A 19,126-nucleotide genomic window follows, 5' to 3' on the forward strand; every position below is an offset into this window, starting at 1 on the left:
CCCATGGCAAAGATAGCTATATCAGCCAATACAAGTTGGTATTTATTTAACTTTAGAAAGAACACTATATTAGCGTTAATTGAAGCGGGTCATACTGTAGCAGCCATTTCTCCTCGAGATGATTATTCAGTGAAACTTGAACAATTAGGTGCGCGATTTATCCATATTGATATTGATCAAGGTGGCACAAATCCAATTAATGATGCTAAAACGTATTTTGCTTTTAATACTATTTTTAAAGCTGAAAAGTTTGATGTTGTATTAAACTTTACACCTAAAAATAATATTTATAGTACTGTGGCTGCGTCAAAAAATGGTACTAAAGTCATTAATAATATTGCTGGACTTGGCATTATTTTTATCAATGAAAATATGACGGCAAAAATTGCACGAGCTTTGTATAAGTTTAGCCAACGTCGAGCCAGTAAAATTTTCTTTCAAAATGAAGATGACCGCGGGTTATTTATTGATAACAAACTGGCAGATATTTCAAAGACGGATCGTTTACCTGGTTCTGGTGCAGACCTCTCACGCTTTGCAATATCACCAGCGGCTGATGATGGCGTTGTCACGTTCTTATTAGTGGCGCGTATGCTTTACGATAAAGGTATCGGTCATTATGTTGAAGCTGCTCGTGAACTAAAGCAACGTTATGGCGATAAAGTACAATTTAATTTACTTGGCTTTCTTGATGTAAATAACCCATCTGCTGTTTCAAAAGCTGAAATGCAAGTATGGGTTGATGAAGGCATTGTTAATTATCTTGGTTTCTCAGATACTGTTGAAGCTGAGATAGCAAAAGTAGATTGTATGGTATTACCTTCTTTCTATCGTGAAGGTGTGCCTAAATCGTTGCTTGAAGCAGGTGCTATGGGGAAACCTATTGTTACGACTGATAATGTTGGTTGTCGTGAAACAGTTGACCATGGGATTAATGGCTATCTTTGTCAAACACGTTCTACCGCAAGTTTGGTGGAAATGCTCACTAAAATCATTGAGCATACCCATCAAGAACGTCTTGATATGGGTTTAGCGAGTCGTCGAAAGATTGAAAGCGAATTCGATGAAAAAATCATAATTAATAAATACCTAACGGCTATTGAAAGTATTATCTAAGAGAGATTTCATGAAAATTACTATTGCAGGTACAGGCTACGTAGGTCTGTCAAACGCCATGTTATTGGCACAGAACAACGAAGTTATTGCTATTGATATTATTGAAGAAAAAGTAAATCTTCTTAATAATAAAAAGTCACCAATTGTTGATCGTGAAATTGAATATTTCTTAGAAAACAAAGAACTTAACTTTGTTGCGACATTAGACAAAGAATTAGCATATAAAGATGCTGAATATGTAATTATTGCAACACCAACAGATTATGACACTGTTCATAACTACTTTAATACTTCTTCAGTCGAAGCGGTTATTAAAGATGTTATGGCGATTAATCCAAATGCAGTGATGATTATTAAATCAACAGTACCAGTGGGTTATACTAAAGAAGTTAAAGCAAAGTTTGGTTGTGATAATATTATTTTCTCACCTGAATTCTTGCGTGAAGGCCGTGCCTTATACGATAACTTATACCCATCACGTATCATTGTTGGTGAGCAAAGTGAGCGTGCTAAAGTATTTGCTGAACTACTACAGCAAGGCGCGATCAAAGAAGATATTAATGTTCTATTTACTGATTCAACAGAAGCTGAAGCAGTTAAACTATTCTCAAACACTTATTTAGCAATGCGTGTGGCTTACTTTAATGAGCTAGATACTTATGCTGAAACACATGATTTGAATGCGCGTCAAATCATCGAAGGTGTTGGCTTAGACCCTCGTATTGGTAGTCATTACAATAACCCTTCATTTGGCTACGGCGGCTACTGCCTACCAAAAGATACTAAGCAGTTACGTGCTAACTACCAAGATGTACCAAATAGCATTATCGGTGCTATTGTTGACGCAAACACAACCCGTAAAGACTTTATTGCTGACTCAATCATGAAACGTAGTCCAAAGCGTGTTGGCGTATATCGCTTAATCATGAAGTCAGGCTCTGATAATTTCCGTGCTTCAAGTATCCAAGGTATTATGAAGCGTATTAAAGCGAAAGGTATTGAAGTCGTTATTTATGAGCCAGTATTAACTGAAGATGAATTCTTCCACTCTCGCGTTATTAAAGATTTAAATCAATTTAAAAATGAGTGTGATGTTATTGTTTCTAATCGCATGGCTGAAGAATTGAATGATGTAGCTGATAAAGTATATACTAGAGATATCTTCCAAGAAGATTAATAACGGAGACCAATGAATTATTATATTTATATATAATTTATTGATCTATGATCGCAAAGAATAGAAAAAGTAGGAAAGTAATAGTTCACTATTATTATTCCTATTTTTTCTTTTTTATATGCGGAATGTATAAGATTTAAAAAAGTGTTTGTTATGTTTATTGGATATTGTTTTATCTTTATTTCATCACTGATTTTCTTGTTTGTGATGAGAGTAGTAGCCAAAAGAGTGGGTTTAGTTGATAAACCTAATGAACGAAAACATCATAAAGGTGCGATTCCTTTAATTGGTGGTATTTCTATATTTGCGGCCATATCTGTTACCTTTTTGTCATTTCTACCACATACCCGTGACTTATATTTATATTTAGGCTCTGCTTTAGTACTTATTATTCTTGGTGCATTCGATGATCGTTTAGATATTAGTTTCAAATTACGATTAATTGTCCAAGCTGCTATTTCTATCGCGATGATTGTAATTGGTGGCCATAGTCTTCATAACCTTGGCTTTCTAATGGGCAGTGAAACCATTCAATTATCGGTGTTCACTAGTTATATCATCACTATTGTTGGTGTGATTGGTGCGATTAATGCATTTAATATGGTCGATGGCATTGATGGCTTATTAGGCGGGTTAGCGGCGGTAACTATTGGCTCGATGGGGTTTGTTTTCTTTTTATCTGGCAATACGTATTTAGGGACCGTTTGTTGTTTAATTGTGACTGCGATTATCCCTTACATTATGCTTAACCTTGGTATTCCATTTGGCTCTAAAGCAAAAGTGTTTATGGGTGATGCTGGCAGTATGTTTATCGGCTTTACTGTTGTATGGTTACTGATAAAAGCAACCCAAGATCCTGAGCTATATGCTTTTAAACCTGTTACAGCGCTATGGTTAATTGCGATTCCATTAATGGATATGGCAACGATTATGATCCGTCGTATTCGTAAAGGTCAGTCACCATTTAAACCCGATCGTGAACATTTACATCATATTTTTCAACGTCTTGGGTTATCATCTCGTCAGACATTATTGACGATTTGTTCAATGGCATTAGTCTGTTCGATCATTGGTCTGTGGACTGATTATCTTGGTATTGCTGAGTCAACGATGTTTGTTGCTTTCTTAGTGATGTTTGTATGTTATTTCACTGCAATTAGTCATATTTTCCGTATTGTTGCCTTTGTGCGTAACACACTCAGTCTCAAGACGCATAAGTCTACGTCTAAATAATAATATACTGTTGTAAATACAAAAAAGGTCGAATAATCATTGATTACTCGGCCTTTTTTATATTCTTTTTAATAATAGTCTATTTTTACTCCGGTAAGCAACGAGCAATAATTTGTTCAGCTATATCATCCATTACGTTTGATTGAATATCTGGTTTTAAATACAGAGGATTGTATGGAGCACCGCCACGCTCAATATAAGCTGCTTTTAAACCGATAGCTAAAGCACCATGGGTATCCCAATCATGAGTAGCAACTAAACGAAGGTTTTCTAATGGCTCTTCAAGAATATTAGCGGCATATTTATATACATTTGGATCGGGTTTAAAACTTCCTGTTTTTTCGACAGATATAATGTCGTCAAAAAGATCAATTAAGCCAGCATTTTTAATTTGAGTAGTGAGAAAACTCAAGGATGAATTAGCAAAAGCAACGGTTTTAAAGCCGTTTTCACGTAATTTTTGCAATGAGGATTTCATATCTGCATGGGGTGGCAAGTTTGCAAAAGCACTTAATAGCTCATTACATTTTGATTCTGTTAATTGACAATGATAATAATCAGCTACTGATTCAAGCATAGCACTGGCTAATACAGTAAAGTTGGTGCTTACATTTGTGATAATACAGACTGTTGAAGTATGTAATAATCTTGAAAACCATAATGGTAAAGCATCTTGGCTACCAAAAGTCTCTTCAAATTTAGGCTTTAATGGTTCTAAATCTAGCGTTGTTTGAATTATATCAAAAAGAATAACTTCTTTGTTCATGTCAATTTCCATTACTATTTATAGCTAATATTATGTGTAATAAATAATTGTTAATTAGCTTTCTATATTCACTCTACTACGAAGATATAAGAGTAATAAGTTCTTAAATGACAATCAGATATTGCATATTAGTTACTCATTTAATAGCAGATAAAGTGTCTAAATAAATACAGAAAAGACTAAAAATAAAAAAACATACATTTGTTGCATGAATATTTATGACTTATTTATATGTGACCTGAGTTATTAGATTCTGAATTAAAGAGGGAATGCTGAAATGTTGACTATAGAAGGTAACGATATATTGAATGATAATTTTTGATGTAAAAAAGTCAGCACAGAGGCTGACTTTTTAGAATATGGTGTCCCCTACAGGATTCGAACCTGTGTCTAAGACTTAGGAGGTCCTTGTTCTATCCAGCTGAACTAAGGGGACAAAGTAGTAAACTCTCGTTACTGATTAACACATTTAGATAATATATCTATTGGTTAATGTGACACTATTTATTTAAATCAAATAGGTCAGAGCGATAGTGTACACGAAAATCAACAGAGTTTAAGAAAATAGTGTTATTGATTCAACTGCTTGGTCAGTAAATCGCCAGGTTGAATGCTAGATGCCAGTTGTGGTTGATTAACACTAAGCTCTGCAGACTTTTCATAGACTCGATTAACGGTAAGTGTGATCGCTGTTTCAACCATACGGTTGCGTGGAATACCTTTCTGATCGATAAACCCTGCGCTGTGCCATAATTTAAGTTGATCACCGTTGTGAACCCCATGTACTCGACCAACATTGATTTGAGCGACGCCTTGATGGATATTAATTATTTCAGGCAGGCTAGCGCGGCATGAAAGGGCACTTTCAATATCTAACATCATATTTTGAGTGACGCGTTGAATACTTTGCCCATACGGTGATACCCAAAAACGTGCCGTTTTAGTATCAACATAACTTGTACGAGCAAAGGGCCATAAACCAATATCACGGTAACTATTTTGGTAGATTGTCTCACCTGTTTTACCGTCCATTATATTAAGAGTTAACGCAAATTGACGATTAATGGTGTTGGGTTGTAATAGATGATCATCAACGGTAGCGGAAATATCCGTGATCTCACCACTGACCAAATATTGTGCGTCATTATCTTCAGCTAACATCATCATCGCATCTGCATGGTTAGCACTAACAGGTACTTGGGTAACACCTGTTACTAAAAAACTTTGCGAACGTTGCTGAATATTTTTTTGTAAGACCTTTGAAAAATCATCCCCTAGCTGATAAATACTGCCCATCGCTGCTTGTTGTGGCTCCGCGAGTGAAAATTTCCCCAGTAATAATCCTTTCTTATATTGTACCTTGTGGCAACTTTTTGCCGATGGGTAAATATCTATTCTGGCTGTAACATACATTTTGCCGCCAGCATCTTTCTGTTCTAGCACGCTAATATGTCGAATTTCATTACCGCTAAAACGGTATTGTTGCCGATCTTCTTGCAAATAAGTTTTAAGCATCGGTAGGCTGGCAATCTCACCTCCCGTAAATGTCATTGCTTGAAAGACCGCATTTTCTAAGGCATTGACGCGTGCGGTCGCTTTACTTTCAAGAATGTTAGCTTCACCTGTCACCTGTACCCATTGGGCATGACTTGAGTGTGATACGAACAACCATAACGCACTTAAACAGAGTAATAATTTTTTATTCATAAAAGGCCAATTTAGGTATGTTTTTTGCTTTGATCAGGACATAACCACAACGGAATGCAAAGAGTGTTCCCAATTGGTGCTTCTCATTAAAGAAATTGTATTCGTGAACGATATATCCCTTATCACACGTAGCAAGAGTGACCAACAATGAACAAATTTATACTGGTGGTGTGTGCGCTACTATTAACAGCTTGTACAGGACCCCAAGTTTATAACGGTAAAGAGCCATTTTCTTCAGCGGGGTATTCGCTAACAACGACGCCTCGTCATACGGTCGATTATTTTGTTGAAGGACTCACAAATCAACTTATTGAGTCCAATCAATATTTAACAGCAAGTACGCCTTTGGCTGTGACGTCGTTTGTTGATCTGCAAGATATGGGGGTCACTAATTGGTTGGGTAATGTGGTTAGTGAAAATTTCATGTTTCAGATGCAGCAACGAGGATTTACGGTCGTTGATTACAAATCAACAGGGGTGATTAAAGTAACACGTAATGGTGATTTTAGTATTAGCCGTAATTGGCAAGAATTGTCAGCGCAACAGCCGGTTGATTATGTGCTAACGGGGACAATGTTACGTCAAAGCGGCGGTGTGCTTGTGAATGCAAGAATCATCGGAATGCGATCGCATGTTGTTATTGCCACGGCACAAGGCTTTTTACCCGCAGAGCGTATTGGGCGTGATTTGGATTTTATGAATAAGATTCAAATCCGTAATGGGGTGATTATTCGAACGGAACAACAACAGCCTACTACCAATAATATTGTGTTACGACCTTAAGGATAACCGTGATGACTAAATGGCTAATAATGGTGTTATTAATCTTAATATCTGGGTGTTCTTCTTCAAATAGTGGTACTCACCCGAATTTAACCAATAGTAATGAAAGAGTATTTGCCGTTGGTTACGCGTCAATTAGTGAGCAAAATGGGCGTACTCAAGAAGAAAAAAGTTTACGGGCAATGCGTGCATCAAAAGTGGATGCGTACCGTGAATTATCAGAACAAATTTATGGGTTACGAATTTCAGCAACAACATCGTTATCAAATCAGCAACTAGGCCCTGAAAATACGAATGGTGCTGTTGATGGTATTATTCGAGGGGCCAAAGTGATCCGTAGTTATCCTGTAGGTGATAGCTATGTAACTGAAATGGAATTAAATTTAGGCTTAATGGAACGTATGAAGCAACACGGCGAAGTGTTTCATGTACCCAATAATCAACAAGTGATGTTTTAACTATTAGGCTTTAAGGTTGGTGCCTAATGAGCGAACATTCTGCGCCTTACCATCACAATTATAGGTCATCTGGTGGCGACCTCGACTTTGTTGAAATAGGTTATTGAGTTTATGAAAACTTAATTGCGCCCGTTGTAATACTTCGCCATTGATGTCATTACGTTGTTTACATAATGTCACGAGCTGTTGAATTTCTTCAACATGCTGACCGAGTAATGCATCGTCTTGTAATTGTTGCCGCTGTGAATGATGAGCAATAAGATAATCATGTTGTTGAATACTATTGATCAGTGTCAGTTTTTCTTTTGCAAATTGCTCTATTTCTAACGCTCGTCGATGAGCTATGGCTGTTTTTTCTTGGTTGAGTAATTCAGCAAGAGAGACCAAAGCCGTGTGTTGAAGCTCAAGCAATTGCTCAATAGTGTGTTTCATAACCAAGATCCTTACAGTGAATGCGCAATAATATTAGTCTATTAATAACATCAGTTCTTAATAATAACAGCATTAAAGATCGTTAAGTTCATCTTCAAACTTGATTATATTATTAGCGAGTTTGTTGGCATCAATAGTATAACTGCCATTAGCGATGGCTTGTTTTATTTCAGCAACTTTTGCGGCATCAAAACTGGTTTCTGCTGCTAATTGTTGATGAATTTGACCAACCGCTTTACCTTGAGAACTTAAAGATACCGCGTCGTGTTGCGGTTCAATCGTAGTGGTTGATGGCGTATTTGTTGTTGCCGTTTTGGTATGGTTAACCGTACGAGCTGTATTTAGTGGTTGCCCACCACGAAGATGATCAATGTTTGTCATAATGTAGTACCTGTCGATGCCAATAGCGTTATAGTCAATTATCGACGTATAGACTATAAACTTTAGCTTTTTTTGTTTACGAATACCAAAATATTATGACGTATTATTTTTGATTTTTAGCCGCCTATTGTCGGTTGTTGTTAATATTTTACCGAGACTTCTCCTACCGCTGTAATGACCCCATCAATGATTCGCTTTGATTTGCTATTTTGCACGCGAATCTCATCACCAATAGCCCCATCTGATAATGCTTTGCCGGTGGTAACTATGGCTAATCCTGTTTGCCCGGCTCGAATTAACACACTGTCATTGCGGCACACTAAGCAGATATCATTTGCTTGAATGACATCACCTGCTTTCACGGTACGTTTTACTTTTGAACCAATAATTTGTTGAGGATCATTAAAGCTGACACCACGTTGAAAGCGGCTTTCCACCATGGCAACTTTTACGTTAGCAGCACTGAGTAAAGCGCCACGGCCGAGGTGGGTGGTGGCGATCACTTGTGGCAGAGTCTGTTGAACATTAACCGGCACATAGAGCTGCCAATCTTCACTATTACACTGTACCAGTACCGTAACATTACCTGATAACGTTTGTTTACCCGGCGTGGTTGCTACTAGGGGACTTGAGCAGGTAGGAAACCGTAATCGAGAATCTAATGTTGCAGCGGTAATATTAACACTACCAAAATCAGATGGCGCTAACGAACGTTTTATATGCTCTGCTGCTGTTTGCTGAATAAGGCTTTGTTGTGAGATAGATGTGGCATGAACATTAATACTAAAGTTCAGCAACAAACTGCCGATAATAATGCAAATTAAGTTTAAATATCGATGAGTGATCACGGCGTTATGCTCTCTGTCGGTGGTAATCATGCGGTTATTAAGCGGCTTATCATAAGTAATTATTTGAAAAATTGCTTGTATTGGTGTTGTTAATATTTTCAGACAGGAAGCCCTTTCACATGTCAGGCATTTTAGATTCCGTTAATCAACGTACGCAGTTAGTAGGACAAAATCGATTAGAATTACTTACTTTTCGACTTAATCGGCGTCAGCGATATGGGATTAATGTCTTTAAAGTTAAAGAAGTTTTACAGTGTCCTAAGTTAACATCGATGCCGAATTTACATCCGTTTGTTAAAGGTATCGCTTATATTCGAGGACAAACAATATCAGTGATAGATATGAGCCTTGCCACAGGCGGACGACCTGTCGAAGATATCAGCAATTGTTTTATTATCATTTCTGAATTCAACCGCTCGGTGCAGGGCTTTTTAGTGTCAGCAGTTGAGCGAATTGTGAATATAAATTGGGAGGCGATTTTACCACCCCCAAAAGGCGCAGGACGAAATAATTACCTTACAGCCGTCACTGAAATTGATAATGAACTGGTAGAAATTCTTGATGTAGAAAAGATCCTTGATCAAATTTCACCTGTTGATACTCGGTTATCGAGTGAATTACTGAATGAAATTAGCTTAATAACACCAACAGTAAAAACGGTACTCGTTGCCGATGACTCCATGGTAGCGCGTAAGCAAGTGCAGCGTGCGATTGAATCTATCGGTTGTGATTGCATTTGTGTGAAAGACGGTAAAGAAGCCTTTAGAACATTACAAACCATGGCTGCAAAAGACAGTATTTATCAACAATTAGCTTTAGTGATATCAGATATTGAAATGCCTGAAATGGATGGTTATACCTTAACGGCTGCGATTCGTAATGATTCCGCGTTAAAAGATCTGCATGTTATTTTACATACTTCATTGAGTGGGGTCTTTAATCAGGCGATGGTTGAACGTGTGGGTGCTAATGCCTTTATTCCTAAATTTAATCCTGATGAGCTAGGTCGAGCAGTAAAAGATGCCATGACCACAGCGACTGCTGCTTGCGTTAGTTCTAAATAATAAATCTATTTAATATGCAATAAACGACAAAAACAAGAAAGAGTAATTGATGACAACATTAACGGTAAATGATCAAGACTATTATGACTTTTGTCATTTTCTTGAAGCACAGTGTGGCATTGTTTTGGGGGACAGTAAGCAATATTTAGTGCGAAGTCGTTTAAGTCCTCTCATTAAACGTTTTGGGTTGCCATCTTTGTCTGATTTATTGCAAGGCGCATTGAAAGGGCGTAATCGAGAATTACGGGTTGCAGTGATAGATGCAATGACAACCAATGAAACACTGTGGTTTCGTGATAGTTATCCTTTTACTGTTTTAGCCGATAAGATCTTACCTGAACTTGCAGCCAACAGAAGGCCATTAAAAATATGGTCAGCGGCAAGTTCGTCAGGACAAGAACCGTATTCAATGGCGATGACTATTTTAGAACAGCAATTGAAACGACCGGGGCTACTACCCAGCATTCAGATCACGGCGACTGATATTTCACAGACCATGCTTGATATGTGTCGTGAAGGAGTATATGACAACCTTGCGTTAAGTCGTGGTTTATCTGTTGAACGTCGAAGACTATTTTTTGAATCACATATTAGTGGTGGCATGCAAGTTAACCAACGCGTAAAACAGCTGGTTAATTTTCGGACTCAAAATTTAAAAGACAGCTACGTTCTATTGGGTAAATTTGACGTAATATTTTGCCGTAATGTACTCATTTACTTTTCACCTGAAACCAAAGTAAAAGTGTTAAATCAATTAGCAGCCAGTTTAAACCCTGGTGGTTACTTATTTCTGGGTGCTTCTGAATCATTAACCGGACTCTGCGATCGGTTTGAAATGGTACGTTGTAATCCCGGTATTATTTATAAATTGAAATAATAGCAAGAGCAGGTGATTTAGGGGCGAGGATTCAAGGATTTTAGGATTCGAACCCCTGAACTAGACCTTGTATGCTATTCCTGCTATTCCTATTTTTTCCTCCTCCCTTTTCCATCTTGGCATTGTCTTTGCTTTACTGCTGTTGTCACTGTGACAGTAAATAACACCGTAGAGGCAAAGCATGTCGATTTCTTTTGATAAAGCATTAGGTATTCATCAGTATACCGTTGGTGCACGAGCAACACGTGCAGAAACATTAGCGAGCAACCTTGCGAATGTTAATACTCCAGGCTTTAAGGCAAAAGATATCGACTTTAGCCGCGTCCTGCAATCGGCAACCGCAGGGGCAAACGTTGGCCTTAATCGTACCAATGGGCGGCATATTACTGCCTCTCCAGCCGCCAATGGCGAACAACTTTATCGAGTGCCAACTCAGCCTGATACTGGTGATGGCAATACTGTTGATGCGCAATTAGAACAAAATTTATTTATGCAGAATAGTATTGAATATCAAGCATCGCTCGATTTTTTAGGCTCTAAATTTAAGAATTTAACCAAGGCATTGAAAGGGGAATAATGGATGAGTTTATTTAATATCTTTAATGTGACCGGTTCTGCCATGAGTGCTGAATCAGTACGACTTAATACCACCTCTAGTAACTTAGCCAATGCCAACAGTGTCAGTAGCTCAGCGCAAGAAACTTATAAAGCGCGTTACCCTATTTTTGCGGCAGCGCTTGATAGTGCTAATCAAGGCGATGCTAGCGTGCCAGTACAACTGCAGGGGATTGTTGAAAGTAATGAGCCATTAAGTGCGGAATATAATCCTGAGCATCCATTGGCGAACAGTGCTGGTTATATTTATAAACCTAATGTCAATGTGATGGAAGAAATGGCGAATATGATTTCCGCATCACGCTCTTACCAAAATAATGTTCAAGTGGCGGATGCAAGTAAGCAAATGCTGATGAAAACCTTGCAGATGGGCAAATAAGCTAAGGAGTTTGTGTTATGACAACCATTAACGGTGCCGGGCAATCTCTTTCTTATCTTGACCAGTTAAAAGGCATGCAAGATAAAAAGATTGCCCAAGAACAACCTACAACGGGCACTAATCAATTAAAACAAGACGATTTTTTATCGTTGTTAACTAAACAGTTAGCGCAACAAGATCCGTTTAAGCCTGTGGGTAATGATCAGATGATCGCTCAAATGGCGTCTTTTGCTACCGTTGATGGTATCAATAAAATGAATGAGCAATTTGGTTCACTCAATAGTGCTATGACATCAAACCAAGCGCTGCAAGCCTCATCGTTAGTTGGACAAGATGTGCTTATTCCAAGTGCATCGGCATTGAAAAACCATGACGGTGAAATGGCGGGCATGGTACGCATGCAACAAGGGGTCGATAACGCCATTCTGCGGGTTGAAAATGAGCAAGGCGTATTAGTAAAAACTATTACTCTAGGTGCAAAATCTGCAGGGGAACATCCGTTTGCATGGGATGGAAAAGACGATGCTGGCAATGTGATGCCACAAGGCAAATATAACTTTTCGGTATCGGGAACTGTTGGCGGCGAAAGCCAACAATTTGAAGTATTAACTCACGCTAATGTTAACAGTGTTTTATTAGGTAATAGTGACGGCAAAGTAATGTTAAATCTGGCGGGGGTGACCAAACCTGTCAACTTAGCCGAAGTTTTACAAATTGGTAAAAGTGCACAATCAGCGGCACCACTTAGTACACAACAAGGATAATTTACGATGAGCATGAATATCGCATTAAGTGGCTTGGGTGCTGCGCAAAAGGATTTAAATACCACCAGTAATAACATTGCTAACGCCAATACCTTTGGTTTTAAAGAGTCACGGGCAGAGTTTGGGGATGTGTATTCTAATTCCATCTTCTCAAACGCTAAAACCACGACGGGTGGTGGTGTACAAACTTCAACCGTGGCACAACAGTTCCATGAAGGTTCAAGTATTTATACCAATAACCCATTAGATTTACGGGTATCTGGTGCGGGTTTTTTTGCGGTGGCAGATAATAAAAATGAAGTTGCAAACAGTAATTTAACCCGTAATGGTGCGTTTCAGTTAAACAATGAAAATGAATTAGTTAATGCGGAAGGAAAGTTTTTACTCGGTTATCCTGTTAATCAAGATTCAAATACTGTTGCTTCTTATGAGGCTAAATCTTTAAAAATTGATGATGTATTTGGACAGCCAACGGCGTCTAAAAATATCAAAGTTTCGCTTAACTTGCCTAACAAAGAGACTGCACCTAAAACGCAGCCATTTGATTTTACAAATAGTGACTCATTCAGTCGTTCTACCTCATCAACTATTTATGACTCACTCGGTAAGCCATATAAAATGACCACTTATTATGTGGCTAAGTATAATCCTAATGCCGTAGCACCAGAATCAACCAATGCTAATACATGGGAAGTCTACCAAACCGTGACTGATAATAACGGCAAAGAAAAAGCATTAGATGCTAAAGCAGAGTCTTTACCTACGGGGTATTCAGTCGCAGGTTCAAATGGTCATCTGGGGTATATGATGAAGTTTGATGCTAATGGACAACCACTAAAAGCAACACCAGCAGTACCGCCTGACGCTGCTATTCCTGGAACACCATTAAATATTCAGATGGAAAGTTTTGCCGAGGCGGCTATTGATGTGGGTGGTGCGGATGGCACTCAAGCAATCACCATGAATTATGAAGATCCAACGCAGTATGCGTCGGCGTTTGAAGTGCGTAAGTTTCAGGATGTTGATGGTGCATCAACAGGGTATTTATCTAAAGTGGATATTGATCCTGAAGGTAACATTATGGCGTCTTATTCAAACGGTAAAGATTTAGTTGTTGGTCGCGTGGCGATGGCTCGAGTTGCCAATGAGCAAGGGCTTACGCAACTTGGTGGCTCGCTATGGAATGCAACCCAAGAGTCGGGTGAAGTGGTGTGGGGAGATGCATCTCAAGGTTCATTTGGCGCCATCAAAAGTGGCACTCTAGAGCAATCAAATATTGATATGACTCAAGAGCTGGTGGATTTGATCAGTGCCCAGCGTAACTTCCAAGCCAGTTCTCGTGCCTTGGATGTTAATAACCAGCTACAACAAAATATTCTTCAGATCCGTTAATTTCAAATGCGTTAATTATTATTAATCGCTTGACGCCACCGTTATCGGTGGCGTTTTTGTATCTTCAGTTCTCAATTCTTAGCCGTTGTTATTCTTTACCCACATCTTGGCGTAGTTTTTGCTTTAAATCAGCTAATGCACAGAGGAGTGTCAAAAAAATGGATCGGGCGCTGTTTCTCGCTATGAGCGGGGCAAAACAAGATATGCAAGGCATGCGAGTACATGCCAATAACCTTGCTAACGTGAGCACTACAGGTTTTCGTGCTGACTTACAGCAAGCGCGTAGTATGCAGGCTTTTGGTGATGGAGTGCCGAGTCGTGTGTTTACTATGGCAGAGCGCACGGGCAATGATTTTGCTCAAGGTTCGATGATCAATACTGGGCGTGATCTTGATGTTGCGGTACAAGGTGATGGTTGGTTGGCTGTTCAAGATGCGGGTGGTCAAGAAGGATATACTCGCGCGGGACATCTTAACGTTGATCAGATGGGCATGCTGCAAAATAGTAATGGTCAGCTTGTTTTAGGGCGCAATGATAGCCCGATCTTTATTCCTCTGCCGATTAATAAAATTGAGATTAGTCAAGATGGTACGGTCTCAGTAATCCCTAAGGGAGCACCATCAGATGTGATGGTAACGGTTGATCGTATTAAGTTAGTCAAACCTGAAAATCGAAGTCTGTTTAAAGATACAGATGGTCTCTTTAAGGTGATTGGTAATCGTGATCCATTAGATGCCGATGCTAGCGTCAGTTTAGCTAAAGGCATGCTTGAAGGCAGTAATGTTAATGCGGTGGCCGAAATGACCAATATGATCGATTTACAGCGTCACTTTGAAATGCAAGTGAAGTTAATGAAAACAGCCGAAGAAATGGATAAATCTTCTTCTTCTCTGATGCGTATCAGCTAATTACTAAAGGACGATCATCATGCATCCAGCATTGTGGGTCAGTAAAACGGGTTTAGATGCCCAACAAACCAATATTTCAACCATTTCTAATAACTTAGCTAACGCATCAACCATAGGTTTTAAGAAAAGTCGCGCGGTTTTTGAAGATCTGTTTTATCAAAATATTAATCAGCCCGGCGGTAAATCAACCCAAGATACCACATCGCCAAGTGGCTTAATGCTGGGTGCTGGTTCAAAAGTGGTTGCGACTCAAAAAGTGTTCACTCAAGGTAATACTCAAACCACCAATAATGCCATGGATATGATGATTGAAGGTGATGGTTTTTTCCAAGTCTTACTGCCTGATGGCAATATTGGTTATACCCGTAATGGTCAATTTACGATTAACGATCAAGGTATTTTAGTCACCAGTGGTAGCGGTTATCCGGTGCAACCTGAAATTGTAGTGCCTGATAATGCGGTGGGTATTACTGTCGGTACTGATGGTGAAGTGTCGGCGCGTATTCGTGATCAACAAGAAAATGAAGTGCTAGGGCAATTAACCACCACCGATTTTATTAACCCCGCAGGTTTAGAGCCGATTGGACAAAATTTATTCTTACCCACAGGAGCCAGCGGTGATCCGCAAGAAGGTACACCAGGTTTAGAAGGTTTTGGCTCTATTCGTCAATCAATGCTTGAAACATCCAATGTCAATGTGACTGAAGAGCTAGTGAATATGATTGAAGCGCAGCGGGTCTATGAAATGAACTCCAAAGTGATTTCAACCGTTGATCAAATGTTGAGTTACGTTAATCAGCAACTATAAGTTTATTAGCTAGGAAATCGCAGTGAAAGTACATTCAAATCACCATGGACGCTGGCTATTGATTGCTCTTGTTTGTAGTTTAAGCGGGTGTATGTCAACGCCAGATTCAGTGGGCAGTGATATTGAAAAAGCCACGACTAATGTTGATGCTGTTGAAGGTAAACAGCCTGAATCAAAGAGTTTAATTGACCGTTTACGCGCGCGTGATGATGCTCAAATGAATGATCCGGCATGGAATCCGGTTCGACCGCAAGCTAAGCCTGAACATTATGCAACTGCAACCGGATCGTTATTTAATCAAGATCAAGCGCAAGATTTATATGATGACACCAAGCCGCGCGGTATTGGCGATATTGTGACAATCTTGCTTGAAGAAAAAACCACCGCGAAGAAAAATGCCAGTTCAGATCTTGATAAGAAAACCGATCTTCACATGAAGCCGATAGAGTTAGGGGGTAAACCTGTCACTCTGCATGATTATACCCTGTCTTATGCGATGGCAAATAATAATACCTTTGAAGGATCAACATCGGCTGATCAAAGTAACAGCATTAAAGGTTCCATTTCTGTTGAAGTTATTGATGTGTTGAGTAATGGCAACTTAGTTATTCGCGGTGAGAAATGGTTAATGCTCAATACAGGTGAAGAATATATTCGTGTAAGCGGCAATATTCGTCCGGATGATATCGATCAAGATAACACTATTGCTTCAACCCGTATTTCTAATGCGCGCATTCAATATTCAGGTACTGGCGATCGCCAAGATGTTCAGCAGCAAAATTGGTTATCCCGCTTTTTTAATGTTGCTTTTTAATAGAACTTTTTAATCTCATTATTCATCTCGCCTTTGTATAAGGTTGGTTGCTTTATCGTTTTAACTTGTCTTGGAGAATCGCTTGAGAATTTCGACAATATGTTTACTGGCATTCACTTTCTTCGCCACAACTGTACAGGCGGCACGTATTAAAGATGTTGCAGCGGTTGCTGGCGTACGGAGTAACCAATTGGTCGGTTATGGCTTAGTCGTGGGTTTACCGGGAACTGGTGAAACTACCCCTTTTACTGAGCAAACCTTTAATGCAATGCTGCAAAATTTTGGGATTCAATTACCCGTCGGTACTAAACCTAAAACCAAAAATGTCGCGGCAGTTGCGGTGAATGCCACCTTACCTGCGTTTACTAAACAAGGGCAGACCATTGATATTACCGTGTCTTCGATTGGTTCAGCGAAAAGTTTACGTGGCGGCACATTATTACAAACGTTTCTAAAAGGCCTTGACGGTAAAGTGTATGCGATTGCACAAGGCAGTTTAGTGGTCGGCGGTTTTAGTGCTGAGGGCGCAGATGGTTCTAAAGTTGTTGGTAATACGCCTACCGTTGGTCGAATCACGAATGGTGCAATGGTTGAGCAAGAAGTTTCAAATCCCTTTGGCCGTGGTGATTATTTAACTTTTAATTTATATGAGTCTGATTTTACCACTGCACAACGAATGTCCGATTCGATTAATCAATTTTTAGGACCACAAATGGCGTCAGCTGTCGATGCGACTTCGATTCGTGTGCGTGCTCCACGTGATGTCAGTCAGCGCGTTGCGTTTTTATCGACCGTGGAAAATTTGGAATTTGATCCTGCTGAAGGTTCAGCCAAAATCATTGTTAATTCACGTACTGGCACCATTGTTATCGGACAACATGTCAAATTACGTCCAGCGGCAATTACCCATGGTGGCATGACGGTATCAATTAAAGAGAATGCACAAGTGAGTCAGCCTAATGCCTTTGCGGGTGGTGATACAGTGGTGGTGCCTAATTCTCAGATCACCGTTAATGAATCAGATGCACGCATGTTTAAATTTGAACCCGGAGTGACATTGGATGAATTAGTGCGAGCGGTCAATCAAGTTGGCGCGGCACCATCAGATTTGATGGCCATTTTACAAGCATTAAAACAAGCTGGTGCCATTGAAGGCCAGTTAATTATTATCTGATATTTAAGAGAGCGGCAATGAAACAAATAGAGCCTGGTTTTATTCATGATTTAAGTAGCCTTGATCGCCTACGGGCAGGCATTGGTGAGGATAAAAAAGGCTCTTTACGTGAGGCCGCGGTTCAATTTGAATCTATTTTTACGCAGATGTTATTTAAATCGATGCGTGAAGCCAATAGTGCGTTTGAATCCGATTTAATGAGCAGTAATAATGGCAAATTTTATCAACAAATGCATGACGAACAAATGTCGTCGCAGCTAAGTACCACAGGTAGTCTTGGGCTGGCAGATATGATTGTTAAGCAGTTAGGTGGTGAGCAACAAGATAATAGTCAGCACCAACCAACAACAGATTTATATCCACAACAACAGCCGCAGCCGTTTTTAATTCGTCCAATTAATACTGATGTGATTGCGTTGCCATTAGCAGAGTCACCTGCCAGTAAGCTGAATCCATCAGATAAGCAGCAATCACACTCAACAACAATGACCACGATTGCCGTTAAAACAAAGCCAACGATAACCACAGAGTTACCACTAAAACCAACTGAACCGACAAGTTTTGCCTCTGCAGAAGCATTTGTGAGTTATATGAAGCCTTATGCTCAGCGTGCAGCACGTGCGCTAGGTACTGATCCGTCATTATTGATTGCACAAGCAGCATTAGAAACTGGGTGGGGAAAGAAGGTGATTAATAATGCTCTGGGTTCAAGCAATAATTTATTTAATATTAAAGCGGATCCGCGTTGGCAGGGGCAAAAGGTTGCCACTAAAACTTTGGAATTTCATGATGGTATTGCCGTACAAGAGCAAGCGGCATTTCGATCTTATGATTCTTACCAACATAGCTTTGATGATTTTGTTAATTTCTTACAGCACAACCCGCGTTATTCAAAAGCATTAACGCACAGTAACCAGCCGCAGCAATTTATTCGTGAGATTCATCAAGCGGGGTATGCCACTGATCCGAATTACAGCAATAAGGTGTTAGCTGTCATGAAAAAAGTGCAGAGCTTATTGTGATACGTGGTTATTGTGATTAGGAATGGTAATCAAAGTTAATAGTGATCAAAGGGGATAACAATAGCAGAATGAATCGTTAATACCGTAATAAAAATATTACACCACAATATCAATTAGACTTGATACCATCTTGATCAGATCGTTACTTTCAAATAACGCTCCTTCCACTTCCTTATCAGACACTGGTTTTTTATCTTGCTTATCATCAACGCTATCGGTGATTAGTGGCACCACCACTTCTTTTATTGCGTAACCAATCAGTCCTGAAAGTAAAATATTCATTAACGATATCCTTTATTTTAGAGGCTGTTTTGCCATTGTTTTTGATGGTGTTTTATCTATATCGGCAGCAACGGCAAAAGTATAAGTAAATAAATGCCAATTAACAGTATTTATTTAAACAATGCC

22 protein-coding genes and 1 tRNA gene are annotated in these 19,126 nt (G+C 39.3%); 16 read left to right on the top strand and 7 right to left on the bottom strand.

What is annotated here, in order from left to right:
• Positions 1–3: 3 nt before the first annotated feature.
• The 3 genes from C9I86_RS00055 (at position 4) to wecA (ending at position 3,526) form a co-directional block, all read left to right on the top strand.
• Positions 4–1,116, top strand: coding sequence for a glycosyltransferase family 4 protein (locus C9I86_RS00055; RefSeq protein WP_107275294.1), 1,113 nt, complete (start codon positions 4–6; stop codon positions 1,114–1,116).
• A 10-nt stretch (positions 1,117–1,126) separates the two neighbouring features.
• Positions 1,127–2,293, top strand: a complete 1,167-nt coding sequence (locus C9I86_RS00060; protein WP_107275295.1) for a nucleotide sugar dehydrogenase — start codon at positions 1,127–1,129, stop codon at positions 2,291–2,293.
• Between the two features lie 153 nt (positions 2,294–2,446).
• The gene (wecA, locus tag C9I86_RS00065) at positions 2,447–3,526 is read left to right on the top strand and encodes a UDP-N-acetylglucosamine--undecaprenyl-phosphate N-acetylglucosaminephosphotransferase (protein ID WP_080157029.1); all 1,080 of its coding nucleotides are present in this window, start codon (positions 2,447–2,449) and stop codon (positions 3,524–3,526) included.
• Positions 3,527–3,611: 85 nt separating this feature from the next.
• Here wecA and C9I86_RS00070 read toward each other — a convergent pair whose 3' ends face one another.
• From C9I86_RS00070 to C9I86_RS00080, 3 genes are all read right to left on the bottom strand, one after another.
• The gene (locus C9I86_RS00070) at positions 3,612–4,292 is read right to left on the bottom strand and encodes a haloacid dehalogenase type II (RefSeq protein ID WP_107275296.1); all 681 of its coding nucleotides are present in this window, start codon (positions 4,290–4,292) and stop codon (positions 3,612–3,614) included.
• Between the two features lie 360 nt (positions 4,293–4,652).
• A tRNA-Arg gene (locus C9I86_RS00075) sits at positions 4,653–4,728 on the bottom strand.
• A 134-nt stretch (positions 4,729–4,862) separates the two neighbouring features.
• Positions 4,863–5,999, bottom strand: a complete 1,137-nt coding sequence (locus C9I86_RS00080; protein WP_080157026.1) for a flagella assembly protein FlgT — start codon at positions 5,997–5,999, stop codon at positions 4,863–4,865.
• 147 nt (positions 6,000–6,146) lie between these two features.
• Here C9I86_RS00080 and C9I86_RS00085 point away from each other — a divergent pair, with 147 nt between their 5' ends.
• On the top strand, positions 6,147–6,782 hold the full coding sequence (locus C9I86_RS00085) for a FlgO family outer membrane protein (protein ID WP_080157024.1): 636 nt from the start codon (positions 6,147–6,149) through the stop codon (positions 6,780–6,782).
• An 11-nt stretch (positions 6,783–6,793) separates the two neighbouring features.
• Positions 6,794–7,240 carry an LPP20 family lipoprotein gene (locus C9I86_RS00090; protein ID WP_080157022.1) on the top strand — a complete coding sequence of 149 codons (447 nt, stop codon included), beginning with the start codon at positions 6,794–6,796 and terminating at the stop codon, positions 7,238–7,240.
• A 3-nt stretch (positions 7,241–7,243) separates the two neighbouring features.
• On the opposite strand, the gene C9I86_RS00095 is transcribed toward C9I86_RS00090, so the two are convergent.
• The 3 genes from C9I86_RS00095 to flgA all read right to left on the bottom strand — a co-directional run bounded on the left by C9I86_RS00095 (position 7,244) and on the right by flgA (position 8,901).
• Complete coding sequence (locus tag C9I86_RS00095; protein WP_080157021.1) at positions 7,244–7,672, bottom strand: flagella synthesis protein FlgN; 429 nt, start codon at positions 7,670–7,672, stop codon at positions 7,244–7,246.
• Positions 7,673–7,744: 72 nt separating this feature from the next.
• Positions 7,745–8,053, bottom strand: a complete 309-nt coding sequence (gene flgM / locus C9I86_RS00100) for a flagellar biosynthesis anti-sigma factor FlgM (RefSeq protein ID WP_107275297.1) — start codon at positions 8,051–8,053, stop codon at positions 7,745–7,747.
• A 140-nt stretch (positions 8,054–8,193) separates the two neighbouring features.
• Positions 8,194–8,901 carry a flagellar basal body P-ring formation chaperone FlgA gene (gene flgA / locus C9I86_RS00105; RefSeq protein ID WP_080157017.1) on the bottom strand — a complete coding sequence of 236 codons (708 nt, stop codon included), beginning with the start codon at positions 8,899–8,901 and terminating at the stop codon, positions 8,194–8,196.
• Between the two features lie 119 nt (positions 8,902–9,020).
• On the opposite strand from flgA, the gene C9I86_RS00110 reads away from it, so the two are divergent.
• The 11 genes from C9I86_RS00110 (at position 9,021) to flgJ (ending at position 18,718) form a co-directional block, all read left to right on the top strand.
• Positions 9,021–9,965, top strand: coding sequence for a chemotaxis protein (locus C9I86_RS00110; RefSeq protein WP_107275298.1), 945 nt, complete (start codon positions 9,021–9,023; stop codon positions 9,963–9,965).
• Positions 9,966–10,014: 49 nt separating this feature from the next.
• Positions 10,015–10,842 (top strand): protein-glutamate O-methyltransferase CheR, encoded by an 828-nt coding sequence (locus tag C9I86_RS00115; RefSeq protein WP_080157014.1) that lies wholly within the window; start codon positions 10,015–10,017, stop codon positions 10,840–10,842.
• Between the two features lie 181 nt (positions 10,843–11,023).
• Positions 11,024–11,419, top strand: coding sequence for a flagellar basal body rod protein FlgB (flgB, locus tag C9I86_RS00120; protein ID WP_080157011.1), 396 nt, complete (start codon positions 11,024–11,026; stop codon positions 11,417–11,419).
• A gap of 3 nt (positions 11,420–11,422) precedes the next feature.
• Positions 11,423–11,836, top strand: coding sequence for a flagellar basal body rod protein FlgC (flgC, locus tag C9I86_RS00125; RefSeq protein ID WP_045036601.1), 414 nt, complete (start codon positions 11,423–11,425; stop codon positions 11,834–11,836).
• 17 nt (positions 11,837–11,853) lie between these two features.
• On the top strand, positions 11,854–12,600 hold the full coding sequence (gene flgD, locus C9I86_RS00130; RefSeq protein ID WP_080157009.1) for a flagellar hook assembly protein FlgD: 747 nt from the start codon (positions 11,854–11,856) through the stop codon (positions 12,598–12,600).
• A 6-nt stretch (positions 12,601–12,606) separates the two neighbouring features.
• On the top strand, positions 12,607–13,992 hold the full coding sequence (gene flgE / locus C9I86_RS00135) for a flagellar hook protein FlgE (RefSeq protein ID WP_107275299.1): 1,386 nt from the start codon (positions 12,607–12,609) through the stop codon (positions 13,990–13,992).
• A 158-nt stretch (positions 13,993–14,150) separates the two neighbouring features.
• Positions 14,151–14,900 carry a flagellar basal-body rod protein FlgF gene (gene flgF, locus C9I86_RS00140; RefSeq protein ID WP_107275300.1) on the top strand — a complete coding sequence of 250 codons (750 nt, stop codon included), beginning with the start codon at positions 14,151–14,153 and terminating at the stop codon, positions 14,898–14,900.
• Between the two features lie 19 nt (positions 14,901–14,919).
• A complete protein-coding gene (flgG, locus tag C9I86_RS00145) occupies positions 14,920–15,708 on the top strand; it encodes a flagellar basal-body rod protein FlgG (RefSeq protein WP_080157004.1) in 789 nt (262 codons plus the stop codon).
• A 91-nt stretch (positions 15,709–15,799) separates the two neighbouring features.
• Entirely contained in the window at positions 15,800–16,522 is a 723-nt protein-coding gene (locus C9I86_RS00150) for a flagellar basal body L-ring protein FlgH (RefSeq protein WP_107275434.1), read from the top strand.
• 82 nt (positions 16,523–16,604) lie between these two features.
• Positions 16,605–17,696 carry a flagellar basal body P-ring protein FlgI gene (locus C9I86_RS00155; protein WP_080157003.1) on the top strand — a complete coding sequence of 364 codons (1,092 nt, stop codon included), beginning with the start codon at positions 16,605–16,607 and terminating at the stop codon, positions 17,694–17,696.
• Between the two features lie 17 nt (positions 17,697–17,713).
• Positions 17,714–18,718: a flagellar assembly peptidoglycan hydrolase FlgJ gene (gene flgJ, locus C9I86_RS00160; protein WP_107275301.1), complete on the top strand. Its 1,005-nt coding sequence runs from the start codon at positions 17,714–17,716 to the stop codon at positions 18,716–18,718.
• 96 nt (positions 18,719–18,814) lie between these two features.
• On the opposite strand, the gene C9I86_RS00165 is transcribed toward flgJ, so the two are convergent.
• Positions 18,815–19,000, bottom strand: a complete 186-nt coding sequence (locus tag C9I86_RS00165; RefSeq protein ID WP_080156999.1) for a flagellar hook protein — start codon at positions 18,998–19,000, stop codon at positions 18,815–18,817.
• Positions 19,001–19,126: the final 126 nt, after the last annotated feature.

The sequence above is a fragment of the Photobacterium sp. NCIMB 13483 genome (genome assembly GCF_003025475.1).
In the GTDB taxonomy this organism is placed as follows: Bacteria; Pseudomonadota; Gammaproteobacteria; order Enterobacterales; family Vibrionaceae; genus Photobacterium; species Photobacterium piscicola.

Coding starts and splice junctions, on each gene's coding strand:
- C9I86_RS00055 (WP_107275294.1), top strand. CDS start 4: ATGGCAAAGATAGCTATATCAGCCAATACAAGTTGGTATTTATTTAAC.
- C9I86_RS00060 (WP_107275295.1), top strand. CDS start 1,127: ATGAAAATTACTATTGCAGGTACAGGCTACGTAGGTCTGTCAAACGCC.
- wecA (WP_080157029.1), top strand. CDS start 2,447: ATGTTTATTGGATATTGTTTTATCTTTATTTCATCACTGATTTTCTTG.
- C9I86_RS00070 (WP_107275296.1), bottom strand. CDS start 4,292: ATGAACAAAGAAGTTATTCTTTTTGATATAATTCAAACAACGCTAGAT.
- C9I86_RS00080 (WP_080157026.1), bottom strand. CDS start 5,999: ATGAATAAAAAATTATTACTCTGTTTAAGTGCGTTATGGTTGTTCGTA.
- C9I86_RS00085 (WP_080157024.1), top strand. CDS start 6,147: ATGAACAAATTTATACTGGTGGTGTGTGCGCTACTATTAACAGCTTGT.
- C9I86_RS00090 (WP_080157022.1), top strand. CDS start 6,794: ATGACTAAATGGCTAATAATGGTGTTATTAATCTTAATATCTGGGTGT.
- C9I86_RS00095 (WP_080157021.1), bottom strand. CDS start 7,672: ATGAAACACACTATTGAGCAATTGCTTGAGCTTCAACACACGGCTTTG.
- flgM (WP_107275297.1), bottom strand. CDS start 8,053: ATGACAAACATTGATCATCTTCGTGGTGGGCAACCACTAAATACAGCT.
- C9I86_RS00110 (WP_107275298.1), top strand. CDS start 9,021: ATGTCAGGCATTTTAGATTCCGTTAATCAACGTACGCAGTTAGTAGGA.
- C9I86_RS00115 (WP_080157014.1), top strand. CDS start 10,015: ATGACAACATTAACGGTAAATGATCAAGACTATTATGACTTTTGTCAT.
- flgB (WP_080157011.1), top strand. CDS start 11,024: ATGTCGATTTCTTTTGATAAAGCATTAGGTATTCATCAGTATACCGTT.
- flgC (WP_045036601.1), top strand. CDS start 11,423: ATGAGTTTATTTAATATCTTTAATGTGACCGGTTCTGCCATGAGTGCT.
- flgD (WP_080157009.1), top strand. CDS start 11,854: ATGACAACCATTAACGGTGCCGGGCAATCTCTTTCTTATCTTGACCAG.
- flgE (WP_107275299.1), top strand. CDS start 12,607: ATGAGCATGAATATCGCATTAAGTGGCTTGGGTGCTGCGCAAAAGGAT.
- flgF (WP_107275300.1), top strand. CDS start 14,151: ATGGATCGGGCGCTGTTTCTCGCTATGAGCGGGGCAAAACAAGATATG.
- flgG (WP_080157004.1), top strand. CDS start 14,920: ATGCATCCAGCATTGTGGGTCAGTAAAACGGGTTTAGATGCCCAACAA.
- C9I86_RS00150 (WP_107275434.1), top strand. CDS start 15,800: ATGTCAACGCCAGATTCAGTGGGCAGTGATATTGAAAAAGCCACGACT.
- flgJ (WP_107275301.1), top strand. CDS start 17,714: ATGAAACAAATAGAGCCTGGTTTTATTCATGATTTAAGTAGCCTTGAT.
- C9I86_RS00165 (WP_080156999.1), bottom strand. CDS start 19,000: ATGAATATTTTACTTTCAGGACTGATTGGTTACGCAATAAAAGAAGTG.